Below are 11,733 nucleotides of genomic sequence, written 5' to 3'. Positions count from 1 at the left end.
GTTTCTTCCGCGGCGAAAATGCCGGGAAGTGATGCGCATCACGATAAACCAATCCCCGCTTATTGCAAGAGCAGGGCATGATCCTGTATAGGGCTCAGGTGATAGCATAAACAAATTTTTAATAATGTACTAGTGTGTTAGTACATTCTGCGGCTTAACCCCATAATATCCATGATTTTGGTGGCGATCTCTTCCACGGAATAGTTGGTACTGTTCAGGCAAGGTATCTTGTTTTTGCGGTAAAGCGCCTCGACTTCGGTCACTTCCATCCGGCACTGGCGCATGGAAGCATAGCGGCTGTTTTCCCGCCGCTCTTCGCGGATGGCCGCCAGGCGCTCCGGATTGATCGTTAAGCCGAAGAGTTTGTGCTGTAGCGGCTTAAGCGAAGCCGGAAGAATCAGGTTGTCCATATCATCGGCGATAAACGGGTAGTTAGCGGCGCGGATACCGTACTGCATCGCCAGATACAGGCTGGTGGGGGTTTTCCCGCAGCGCGAAACGCCGAGGAGGATCACCTGGGCCTGATCGAGATTACGCAGAGAAATTCCGTCATCGTGGGCAAGGGTGTAGTCGATAGCGGCGATACGCGCGTCGTATTTGTTCAGGTTACCGGGCGTCAGGCCGTGGGTGCGGTGAGCGATTGGCGTCGGATCGAGGCGCAGCTCCTGCTGCAGGGGGGCCACCAGCGCCTGGACGATATCCTGACAAAAGCCTTCGCTTTGTAGGATGATGTCGCGGATTTCCGGCAGCACGATGGAGTAGAACACCAGCGGTCTAATGCCGGTCTGCTGGAAAATCGCGTCGATTTGCTCCTTCACGGCGCGCGCGCGGCTAATATTTTCGACAAACGGCAGGGTTACGCTGCTGGTGGCGACCGGGAATTGCGACATGACCGCATGACCCAGAACTTCCGCCGTAATAGCGGTACCGTCGGAAATATAAAATACGTGGCGATCTACAGCACTTTCCATTTTGACCATCCGGTATAATGAGTTTAATTGTCTGAAAGCTGATATTAAATTTAAGCATAACGCTCCAGGCTTTGTCTCATATTTAAAAAATGAAACGCTATTTTTATTTTTAATGAAAAGGTGAGTTCATTTTTCGCAACTGCGTATCTTTTGTATCAAATTTCATCAGATTTCTGAAGAATCATTAGTTTAGCTATATCTGGCAAAGAATCCTAAAAACGAAAAAATAATTTGCTTGAACGATTCACCGTTTCTTTCAGCTGGATAAATATGTCAGGATAAATCTCGTAGTCGATCGTGAATTATTTATCACTGGTATTAAATCACAAAAGGATTGTCTCGATGTCCAACAATGGCTCGTCACCGCTGGTGCTTTGGTATAACCAACTCGGCATGAATGATGTAGACAGGGTTGGGGGCAAAAATGCCTCCCTTGGTGAAATGATTACAAATCTGTCGGGTATGGGCGTGTCCGTACCGAACGGGTTTGCCACCACCGCTGATGCCTTTAATCAGTTTTTGGACCAAAGCGGTGTCAACCAGCGCATTTATGAACTGCTGGATGAAACCGACATTGACGACGTTTCCGCATTAGCGAAAGCGGGCGCACAGATCCGTCAGTGGATCATTGATACGCCGTTCCAGAGCGAACTGGAAAATGCGATTCGCGATGCCTATACCCAGCTGTCCGCCGATGACGCTGAGGCCTCCTTTGCCGTGCGCTCCTCCGCGACGGCGGAAGATATGCCGGACGCCTCCTTCGCCGGTCAGCAGGAGACATTCCTTAACGTGCAGGGCTTTGACGCCGTGCTCGTCGCGGTGAAGCACGTGTTTGCTTCGCTGTTTAACGATCGCGCCATTTCCTACCGCGTGCATCAGGGATACGATCACCGCGGGGTGGCGCTCTCCGCCGGGGTGCAGAGGATGGTGCGCTCCGATCTGGCCTCGTCCGGTGTGATGTTCTCCATCGATACCGAATCCGGTTTTGATCAGGTGGTGTTTATCACCTCCGCCTGGGGGCTCGGCGAGATGGTGGTGCAGGGGGCGGTGAACCCTGATGAGTTCTACGTCCATAAACCCACGCTGGAAGCGGGCCGGCCGGCAATCGTACGCCGCACCATGGGGTCGAAAAAAATCCGCATGGTTTACGCCCCTACCCAGGAGCACGGCAAGCAGGTGCGTATCGAAGACGTGCCGCAGGCGCAGCGCGACGTCTTCTCGTTAACCGACGCGGAAGTGCAGGAGCTGGCGCAGCAAGCGGTTCAAATCGAGAAGCACTACAACCGTCCGATGGATATCGAATGGGCGAAAGACGGCCATACCGGTAAGCTGTTTATCGTGCAGGCGCGTCCGGAGACCGTCCGTTCTCGCGGCCAGGTGATGGAGCGCTATACCCTCCATGCGCAAGGACAGATTATTTCGGAAGGGCGCGCGATCGGCCATCGTATCGGCGCGGGTCCGGTGAAGGTCATTCACGATATCAGCGAAATGAACCGCATCGAGCCCGGCGACGTGCTGGTGACCGACATGACCGACCCGGACTGGGAGCCGATCATGAAAAAGGCGGCGGCGATCGTCACCAACCGCGGCGGGCGTACCTGTCATGCGGCGATTATCGCGCGTGAGCTGGGGATCCCTGCGGTAGTGGGCTGCGGTAACGCCACCGATCGCATCCAGGAAAACCAGAATGTGACCGTCTCCTGCGCCGAGGGCGATACCGGCTACGTGTATGCCGAAATCCTCGACTTCAGCGTCAAGAGCTCCACCGTTGGCGATATGCCGGATCTGCCGCTGAAGATCATGATGAACGTCGGTAACCCGGACCGCGCCTTCGACTTTGCCTGCCTGCCGAACGAAGGCGTGGGCCTGGCGCGTCTGGAGTTCATTATCAACCGTATGATTGGCGTCCACCCGCGCGCGCTGCTGGAGTTCGACGATCAGGAGCCGGGGCTGCAGAATGAAATCCGCGAGCTGATGAAAGGCTACGACTCGCCGAAAGAGTTCTACGTCGGTCGCCTGACCGAAGGGATCTCCACCCTTGGCGCGGCATTTTTCCCGAAACGGGTGATTGTGCGTCTTTCCGACTTTAAGTCTAACGAATACGCCAACCTGGTCGGCGGCGAACGTTACGAGCCAGAAGAAGAGAACCCGATGCTGGGCTTCCGCGGGGCCGGCCGCTATGTGTCAGAAAGCTTCCGCGACTGCTTCGCGCTGGAGTGTGAAGCGGTTAAGCGGGTGCGTAACGACATGGGCCTGACCAACGTCGAAATCATGGTGCCGTTTGTCCGGACCGTCGCGCAGGCAAAAGCGGTGGTTGAAGAGCTGGAACGCCAGGGCCTCAAGCGCGGCGAAAACGGCCTGAAGCTGATTATGATGTGTGAGATCCCATCGAATGCGCTGCTGGCTGAACAGTTCCTCGAATACTTCGACGGCTTCTCTATTGGTTCTAACGACATGACGCAGCTGGCGCTGGGGCTGGATCGCGACTCCGGCGTGGTCTCCGAGCTGTTCGATGAGCGTAACGACGCGGTGAAAGCGCTGCTGTCGATGGCCATCCGCGCGGCGAAGAAGCAGGGCAAGTACGTCGGTATCTGCGGACAGGGTCCGTCTGACCATGAAGATTTTGCCGCCTGGCTGATGGAAGAGGGGATCGATAGCCTTTCCCTGAACCCGGACACGGTCGTGCAAACCTGGCTCGGCCTGGCGGAGCTGAATAAGTAAGTTCTCGCTAAAACAGGCAACTGGATACTCCCCGTCAGCTCAGCAGTGGCGGGGATTTTTTGTTTTTGGGGAACAGAAAGCGGACAAAAAAAAGCCCATCGTGGGAGATGGGCAAAGACTACACACAGCAATTCGTTGTTTCACTCAGGGGATTTCCATGCTTATAAATCAATGCGTTGATTTATAACCGTGAGCTAATACTAGGCACTGAGGCTTTTTGCGTCGATCGGATTCCTCTCAATAGTTAAATTAAGGTAAAGAATCTGCGAAGCAAATGCGGTTAGCAGGCCGCGGGTGGTGGAATGGCGTGAAAGATAGATTAGGATTTCTTAAGCTTTAAGGCTACCGCGCCCGACAGCGATAGGGGCAGAGGGGCAAAAGGCGGGTTTCCCCGCCTTTTCACTTACTTATCCTGAGTGGCTCGGGTATTGAGCTCGCTCAGCTCCTCAAGCACCAGGTCGGGGTCCTTCGGCGGCGGCGGCGCTTCGTTAACCCACGCATCGTATAGCCGCCAGGAGACCGCCAGCAGCACCGGACCGATAAACAGCCCAATCATGCCGAACGCCACCAGGCCGCCGATAACGCCGGAAAGGATCAGAATCATCGGCAGGTCCGCGCCCATACGAATCAACAGCGGACGGATAAAGTTATCCATGGTGCCGACAACGCAGCTCCAGACCAGCAGTACGGTGCCCCATGTGGTATCACCGCTCCAGTACAGCCAGATAATTGACGGTACCAGAACCAGTAAAGGCCCCAGCTGCACAAGGCAGGTAAAGATCATCACCACGGTGAGCAGCGCGGCGTAAGGCACGCCGCTGATCGCAAGGCCAATACCGCCAAGCACCGCCTGGGCCAGGGCGGTGACGACCACCCCCAGCGCCACGGCGCGAATTGCCTGGCCGGCGAGGATCACCGCCGCATCGCCGCGTTTGGCCGCCAGACGGGTGGCAAAGTGGCGGAACCCATACGCAACCTGTTCGCCTCGCCAGTACAGCAGGGCGCTAAACAGCAGCATGAGTCCGCAGTAGACCAGCAGCTTGCCGATGTGCGCCGCCTGGCCAACAAACCATGTGGTGGTGGTGCCGAGATAGGGGCGAATTTTAACCATAATCGCCGTTCCCCCCATCTCCAGTAAATTGTGCCAGCCGGTATACAGCTTATCGCCAATCAGCGGAACGCTATTTAGCCACGCCAGATCCGGCGGCGTAAAGTTACCGCTGGTAATCACTTTTATTAATGGCGTGCTGTTATCCACCAGGCTGTTGACCAGCAGCGCAATAGGGATAACGAACAGTAAAAAGAGCAGCAGCGTCATCACCAGCACCGCCAGCGCGCGCTTGCCGAACAGCAGGCGCTGCAGGCGCAAAAGCACCGGCCAGGTGGCGATAACCACGGTACCGGCCCAGGCAAATGACAGGATAAATGGCTGAACGACCCACAGGCAGGAAATAATAATCAGGGACAAAAACAGCACCGACAGCAGAACTTGCGGTATGTCCCGGGGCTGATTGGGGTTAATCATGATAAAGTTTTACCTTTGCAGTCGCGTCACAAGGCTGACGCAGCGTAATTCCATGTACTGATAATAATATCAATATCTTCGCGCGCCTGATTTTGCCCTTAATTCTGGCGGGCGCATATGAAAAAAATGTGATAAAAAGTTGTGTGCACTACGCAAACGTTTAATCACTTACAACACAACATAGTCAGGCAGGGTCGAGCGTCATGATCCCACAGATTTCTCAAGCGCCAGGTGTCGTTCAGCTGGTGCTGAATTTTTTGCAGGTACTGGAGCAACAAGGTTTTACCGGCGATACCGCCACCAGCTACGCCGACAGGCTAACGATGGCGACTGATAACAGTGTATATCAACTGTTGCCGGATGCGATTTTATTCCCCCGCTCCACGGCAGACGTCGCTCTGCTGGCAAGACTGGCGGCGGAAGAACGTTTTAAATCACTGATCTTTACCCCGCGCGGGGGCGGTACCGGCACCAACGGTCAGGCGCTCAACGCCGGGATCATCGTCGATATGTCCCGCTATATGAACCGCATTATTGAAATCAACCCCGAAGAAGGGTGGGTGCGGGTGGAAGCCGGGGTCATTAAAGATCAGCTCAATCAGTTCCTTAAACCGTACGGCTACTTTTTTGCGCCGGAACTGTCGACCAGCAACCGCGCCACGCTTGGCGGGATGATCAACACCGATGCTTCCGGGCAGGGCTCGCTGGTCTACGGGAAAACCTCCGATCACGTGCTCGGCGTGCGCTCGGTGCTGATCGGCGGCGACATTCTGGATACGCAGCCGATTCCGGCGGCGCTGGCGGAAACGCTGGGCGCAGAACAGTCGGCGATCGGGCGTATTTACCGCACGGTCTATCAGCGCTGCAAAGCGCAGCGGCAGCTGGTTATCGATAAATTCCCCAAACTTAACCGCTTCCTGACGGGCTACGATTTACGCCACGTCTTTAATGACGAGATGAGCGAATTCGATCTGACCCGCATCCTGACCGGTTCAGAAGGGACGCTGGCGTTTATTACCGAAGCGCGGCTGGATATTACCCGCTTACCGAAAGTACGCCGCCTGGTTAACGTTAAGTACGATTCCTTTAACTCCGCGCTGCGCAACGCGCCGTTTATGGTCGAAGCGAAGGCGCTGTCGGTCGAAACCGTCGACTCAAAAGTGCTTAATCTGGCGCGGGAAGATATTGTCTGGCATTCGGTCAGCGAGCTCATTACCGACGTTGCGGATAAAGAGATGCTGGGGCTGAATATCGTTGAGTTCGCCGGTGATGACGCCGAACTGATCGACGGCCAGGTGACAACCCTGTGCCAGCGCCTGGATGAGCTGATGGCGCGCGGCGAAGCGGGCGTTATCGGCTGGCAGGTTTGCCACGATCTGGACGGCGTTGAGCGCATCTACGCGATGCGGAAAAAAGCCGTTGGCCTGCTGGGGAATGCCAAAGGGGCCGCTAAACCGATACCCTTCGCCGAAGATACCTGCGTGCCGCCGGAGCATCTGGCCGACTATATTGTGGAATTTCGCGCGCTGCTTGACGGTCATGGCCTGAGCTACGGCATGTTTGGCCATGTGGATGCCGGCGTGCTGCACGTGCGGCCGGCGCTGGATATGTGCGATCCGCAGCAAGAGATGCTGATGAAGCGCATCTCCGATGACGTCGTAGCCTTAACCGCCAAGTATGGCGGCCTTCTGTGGGGGGAACACGGGAAAGGCTTCCGCGCCGAATATAGCCCGGCGTTCTTTGGGGCAGAACTGTTTGGCGAGCTGCGCAAGATTAAAGCCGCGTTTGACCCGGATAACCGTCTGAACCCCGGTAAAATATGCCCGCCGGAAGGCGTGGATGCGCCGATGATGAAGGTGGATGCGGTTAAGCGCGGGACCTTCGATCGGCAGATCCCCATTGCCGTGCGCAGCTCGTGGCGCGGCGCGATGGAGTGTAATGGCAACGGTCTGTGCTTCAACTTTGATGCCAAAAGCCCGATGTGTCCGTCGATGAAGGTCAGCAACCACCGTATTCACTCGCCGAAGGGGCGGGCCACGCTGGTGCGAGAATGGCTGCGCCTGCTGGCGGATCGCGGCGTCGACCCCAATCAGCTGGAAAAAGATCTGCCGGAAAAACGCGCCAGCCTGCGTACCCTGGTGGAGCGCACCCGCAATAGCTGGCACGCGCGTAAGGGAGAGTACGATTTCTCGCATGAGGTCAAGGAGGCGATGTCCGGCTGTCTGGCCTGTAAAGCCTGCTCGACCCAGTGCCCGATTAAGATCGACGTTCCGGAGTTCCGGTCGCGTTTCCTCCAGCTTTACCACAGCCGCTACCTGCGGCCGGTCCGCGATCATCTGGTGGCGGCGGTTGAATCCTACGCGCCGCTGATGGCGCATGCGCCGAAGACGTTCAACTTCTTTATTAATCAGCCGTGGATGCGCAAGCTATCGGAAAAGCATATCGGTATGGTCGATCTCCCGCTGCTCTCCGTCCCGTCGCTGAAGCAGCAGATGGTCGGTCATCGTTCGGCGAATACCACGCTGGAGCAGCTGGAAGCGCTGAGCGCAGAGCAGAAAGCGAAAAGGGTGCTGGTGGTTCAGGATCCGTTTACCAGCTATTACGATGCGCAGGTGGTTGCCGATTTTGTTCAACTGGTCGAAAAGCTAGGCTACCAGCCGGTGCTGCTGCCGTTTTCGCCAAACGGTAAAGCCCAGCATATTAAGGGCTTCCTGACGCGATTCGCGCGCACCGCGCAGAAAACCGCCGATTTCCTGAACCGGGTGGCCCAGCTCGGCATGCCGATGGTGGGGGTCGATCCGGCGCTGGTGCTCTGCTATCGCGATGAATACAACCAGGTGCTCGGCGACAAGCGCGGCGATTTCCGCGTGATGCTGGTGCATGAGTGGCTGCCGCAGGCGCTGTCGGCAACCGCTGCGCAGGAGCAGGGCGGCGAGTCGTGGTATCTGTTTGGCCACTGTACCGAGGTCACGGCGCTTCCCGCTTCCACCAAACAGTGGGCGGATATCTTCGCGCGTTTTGGCGCGAAGCTGGAAAACGTTAACGTGGGCTGCTGCGGCATGGCCGGTACCTACGGTCATGAAGTGAAGAACCACGCCAACTCGCTGGCTATCTACGCGCTCTCCTGGCAGCAGGCGATGCAGCGCCTGCCGCGCAATCGTTGCCTGGTCACCGGCTACTCCTGTCGTAGCCAGGTGAAGCGTATTGAAGGCAGCGGCGTACGCCATCCGCTACAGGCGCTACTGGAGATTATAGGATGATTTGGAAACGTCAGAGCACCCTGGAACAGCTGAACACCATGGGCGACGGGAATATGGTCGGCCTGCTGGATATTCGCTTCGAGGCCCTTACCGATGACGCCATCGAGGCCACCATGCCGGTAGATAGCCGCACCCATCAGCCGTTTGGGCTGCTGCACGGCGGCGCGTCGGTGGTATTAGCGGAAACTTTAGGCTCGGTGGCCGGCTATCTGTGCAGCGAAGGCGAGCAGAAGGTGGTGGGGCTGGAGGTCAATGCTAACCATATCCGTTCGGTGCGCAGCGGAAGGGTTCGCGGCGTGTGCCGCGCGCTGCACGTCGGCTCCCGTCATCAGGTGTGGCAAATCGACATCTCTGATGAACAAGGGCGCCTTTGCTGTTCGTCGCGGCTGACAACCGCAGTCATCTAAGTTAGCAAGGGGGAAATGTCCCCCTTGCTGCTTTTGTATTCCGCTTCCAGTTTCACTTTTAATAAGAAAAATCCTGGCTTATTGCTGCCTCTCCCGAGGTTTTAATTATTCACGATGCGATACTTCCGCTTGCTGATTATTTGCCCGGTACGCGTTCAGGGCGTAGACCATTATCCCCGTGCTGACAAGTCTATGTATGCTAAATATAATTTTATGAAACATCATTAATATTTATGCTAATCTTTCTATACCAGATATTTACAAGGTAACAAGAGGACGGAGTTAGCTATGGGTATCATTTCATGGATCATTTTTGGGCTTATTGCCGGTATTTTAGCCAAGTGGATTATGCCGGGGAAAGACGGCGGCGGATTTATCGTTACCGTAATTCTGGGTGTCATCGGTGCAGTTGTCGGGGGTTGGATTAGTACTTTCTTCGGCTTTGGCCGTGTAGATGGTTTTAATTTCGGCAGCTTTGTCGTGGCGGTGATTGGTGCGCTGGTTGTCCTGTTTATCTACAGGAAGATCAGGAGCTAATTCGCTCTTCGTATCAGTAACGCCATAAAGTGAAGAGGCTGCCACCATCGTTGGCAGCCTTTTTAATATTTGCACCATGCCCGACAGGGCAATATCCCCTCTCTGAACGCTTATCCCGGAATACGCTGGCAGGTCAGGCCGCGCGGGGGAACGGTACGATTTCGATTTGGATCGGGTTCGTAGCGAATAGACTGGCCTGTCCGGCGACGGCGAGTCGTACTGATTTTACGGGGGGGAAGAGGTTAATCGAGCAACACGCTAATAATTAACAACACGACCATACACATCGACATGACATCTGTTTCTATATCCATAATTCAGTACTACACAGGTTCCCGAACGGTCGCCAGGGCGACATTGCGTAAAAGATGAAGGAAATTTAGCAGCGCATTCTACATGAGCCAGTCAGCAGTGAATAAATCTTTATTTCTGTGAAATGACAATACTTATAATGAAAACGAATAGAATTTGTTGCATGAATGCATTTCGGCGCGCAGGCCGGATCGCGAGAGGGCCGAAAGCCCAATCCGCATAATCAGTACTTAGCAGGAAGTTTGTTGATTTTTATGAGTTTCCCCTCTTCCATTTCGATAAAACCACCGGTTTTCAGCGCCGCCAGAATGCGCATTACGCCGCTGCGGGAAAGCCGGGTTTTCTCTCTGATATATCTTTCAGCCGTCACGCTGTAGCGATAACCCTCCTCTTCCTCCATGAGCTTGATCAGCTGCTGGCGAATCATCTCGTACGCCGTTGGCGTGCCCTGGGGCATAACGTTATGATAGAGGCGGTTATAGACAAACATCAGCTGTTTAGAGAGCAGTCCCCATAGCGCCTTCTCTCTAATGATTTCCTCGACGCGACGGGTTGTGAGTACGCCAATCTGGCACGGCGTGACGGTTTTAAAATAGTCATCAAAGTAAATGTCCGTCAGGTTAGCGAGGCCGAAAAGGGCGGGACTGAGCGCCGTGGAAAGCATCATATTGTCACTTCTTCGGTATATCGCTATCGTCCCCTCCAGAAGGAGATAACACATCCCCTGACCGTTAACCTGAAGATCAAACTGCTCGCCGCGGCCCGTTCGGTACGTCGTGCAGTAGGGCTGTAAATGAGAAATAAATTCCTGTGCGTAAGGGGAGCCGCGGAAGGGGTGATTTGCAGATGGCATAGTCAGAAAATCCTGAAGGAGATCGGACTTATTATAACCTCGCGCGTATCTCTTGCCACTCCGAAGATACATGAACAATCAATACTTTCGCGGCAGGTGGTGGATGTCAATCAGCACTCCGCGCTCCATGGTAATGTATTTACCCGTTCGTAGCTCTGCGAGGATGCGCATAACGCCGCTGCGGGAAAGATAGGTTCGACTTTTGATATAGGCCGCCGCGGTGATACTTTGCCGGATAGCTTCGGGCTCTTGCATTAATTCAACAAGTTGAAAACGAATGATGTCATAGGCTGACATTTGCGATATTTGCGCGCAGTGCTCATAAACCCGCGATGCGGTATAGATCAGCAGCTTTGAAAAATGCTCCCATAAGTTCTGTTGCGCCACTACGCGATTAAACGTTTCCAGCGAAACGGCCGCAATTTCCGATGTTTCCAGTACCCTGACGTAAAGTCGTTCAGAGGAAAACTGGCTACACACGCCGAGAAGAAATGGCGATGACTCAGAATTTAAAACAATCCCGTCTCCGCGACGATGCAGCGCGACGCTGCCCTGGATAAGTAAAAAACACTGACGAACGTTATTATCGTAATAATGGACGATCTCCCCTTTCGAGACTATTCGTCTCTCGGCGTACGGCAGGACATTATCAATTAATTTCTCAATGTGCTTAAAGGGTTTTATCTCAAGTACTTCCGCTGGTTCGTTGCCGAATTCAGGAATAATTCTCGTGTTCATAAGATACCTCACTAACTTATGCGATCGTTTTTTGATCGATGTTGGGAATTATCTTAAAAAACAGCATCTCAGGGAATATTGGCGCCGGGTCTAATAATAGACTTGGGTGGATTATGGTTATAATTAATTGATTTTATTGATTTTGTCTCGCCAGTCCAAAAGTAGACCGGGGTCAGTGTGATTAAGTAATTTCTTAATTTGAATGTTTTATTTTTGTTAATTTCGAGTCTACATTTAGACCGCGAAATAGATTGTGCGCTGAAAAAATGTTGTATAAATTTTGTCTCGTCGGCAGGGGTAATCCGGTTTTAATAAAATGAAATAGTGGTGTGATATATACCACTGTTTCCCGGCAATATATTAAAGCAATGGCAAAATGCGTTTATTAAATATTTTGCCTGAATGTAAA

8 protein-coding genes and 1 other RNA gene are annotated in these 11,733 nt (G+C 54.1%); 4 read left to right on the top strand and 5 right to left on the bottom strand.

Annotated features, from left to right (window positions below; translation table 11 throughout):
- Positions 1-137 precede the first annotated feature (137 nt).
- A complete protein-coding gene (locus ABLU96_RS15925; RefSeq protein ID WP_004851771.1) occupies positions 138-971 on the bottom strand; it encodes a pyruvate, water dikinase regulatory protein in 834 nt (277 codons plus the stop codon).
- 342 nt (positions 972-1,313) lie between these two features.
- On the opposite strand from ABLU96_RS15925, the gene ppsA reads away from it, so the two are divergent.
- Positions 1,314-3,692, top strand: a complete 2,379-nt coding sequence (gene ppsA / locus ABLU96_RS15920) for a phosphoenolpyruvate synthase (protein ID WP_014229722.1) — start codon at positions 1,314-1,316, stop codon at positions 3,690-3,692.
- A gap of 83 nt (positions 3,693-3,775) precedes the next feature.
- Here ppsA and rprA read toward each other — a convergent pair.
- Positions 3,776-3,883, bottom strand: an RNA gene (gene rprA / locus ABLU96_RS15915) — antisense sRNA RprA.
- Positions 3,884-4,095: 212 nt separating this feature from the next.
- Positions 4,096-5,217 (bottom strand): AI-2E family transporter YdiK, encoded by a 1,122-nt coding sequence (gene ydiK / locus ABLU96_RS15910; RefSeq protein ID WP_064375359.1) that lies wholly within the window; start codon positions 5,215-5,217, stop codon positions 4,096-4,098.
- Between the two features lie 203 nt (positions 5,218-5,420).
- On the opposite strand from ydiK, the gene ABLU96_RS15905 reads away from it, so the two are divergent.
- From ABLU96_RS15905 to ABLU96_RS15895, 3 genes are all read left to right on the top strand, one after another.
- Positions 5,421-8,477, top strand: coding sequence for an FAD-binding and (Fe-S)-binding domain-containing protein (locus ABLU96_RS15905; protein ID WP_064405807.1), 3,057 nt, complete (start codon positions 5,421-5,423; stop codon positions 8,475-8,477).
- A complete protein-coding gene (menI, locus tag ABLU96_RS15900) occupies positions 8,474-8,884 on the top strand; it encodes a 1,4-dihydroxy-2-naphthoyl-CoA hydrolase (protein WP_025108219.1) in 411 nt (136 codons plus the stop codon). Before ABLU96_RS15905 ends, menI begins: the two co-directional genes overlap by 4 nt.
- A 288-nt stretch (positions 8,885-9,172) precedes the next feature.
- On the top strand, positions 9,173-9,421 hold the full coding sequence (locus ABLU96_RS15895; protein WP_004102935.1) for a GlsB/YeaQ/YmgE family stress response membrane protein: 249 nt from the start codon (positions 9,173-9,175) through the stop codon (positions 9,419-9,421).
- A 535-nt stretch (positions 9,422-9,956) separates the two neighbouring features.
- Here the strand turns inward: ABLU96_RS15895 and ABLU96_RS15890 are convergent.
- Complete coding sequence (locus ABLU96_RS15890; RefSeq protein WP_064405830.1) at positions 9,957-10,586, bottom strand: helix-turn-helix domain-containing protein; 630 nt, start codon at positions 10,584-10,586, stop codon at positions 9,957-9,959.
- Positions 10,587-10,664: 78 nt separating this feature from the next.
- Positions 10,665-11,324: a winged helix-turn-helix transcriptional regulator gene (locus ABLU96_RS15885; protein WP_025108217.1), complete on the bottom strand. Its 660-nt coding sequence runs from the start codon at positions 11,322-11,324 to the stop codon at positions 10,665-10,667.
- Positions 11,325-11,733 lie beyond the last annotated feature (409 nt).

It is taken from the genome of Klebsiella sp. CN_Kp106 (assembly GCF_040064575.1).
Lineage (GTDB): Bacteria > Pseudomonadota > Gammaproteobacteria > Enterobacterales > Enterobacteriaceae > Klebsiella > Klebsiella michiganensis.
Note: the sequence above shows the minus strand (reverse complement) of the source record. Positions and strands in the feature narration are given on the sequence as shown.

What these genes read in the sequence shown, in the direction of transcription:
- ABLU96_RS15925 (WP_004851771.1), bottom strand. Translation starts at nt 971, where the DNA reads ATGGAAAGTGCTGTAGATCGCCACGTATTTTATATTTCCGACGGTACC.
- ppsA (WP_014229722.1), top strand. Translation starts at nt 1,314, where the DNA reads ATGTCCAACAATGGCTCGTCACCGCTGGTGCTTTGGTATAACCAACTC.
- ydiK (WP_064375359.1), bottom strand. Translation starts at nt 5,217, where the DNA reads ATGATTAACCCCAATCAGCCCCGGGACATACCGCAAGTTCTGCTGTCG.
- ABLU96_RS15905 (WP_064405807.1), top strand. Translation starts at nt 5,421, where the DNA reads ATGATCCCACAGATTTCTCAAGCGCCAGGTGTCGTTCAGCTGGTGCTG.
- menI (WP_025108219.1), top strand. Translation starts at nt 8,474, where the DNA reads ATGATTTGGAAACGTCAGAGCACCCTGGAACAGCTGAACACCATGGGC.
- ABLU96_RS15895 (WP_004102935.1), top strand. Translation starts at nt 9,173, where the DNA reads ATGGGTATCATTTCATGGATCATTTTTGGGCTTATTGCCGGTATTTTA.
- ABLU96_RS15890 (WP_064405830.1), bottom strand. Translation starts at nt 10,586, where the DNA reads ATGCCATCTGCAAATCACCCCTTCCGCGGCTCCCCTTACGCACAGGAA.
- ABLU96_RS15885 (WP_025108217.1), bottom strand. Translation starts at nt 11,324, where the DNA reads ATGAACACGAGAATTATTCCTGAATTCGGCAACGAACCAGCGGAAGTA.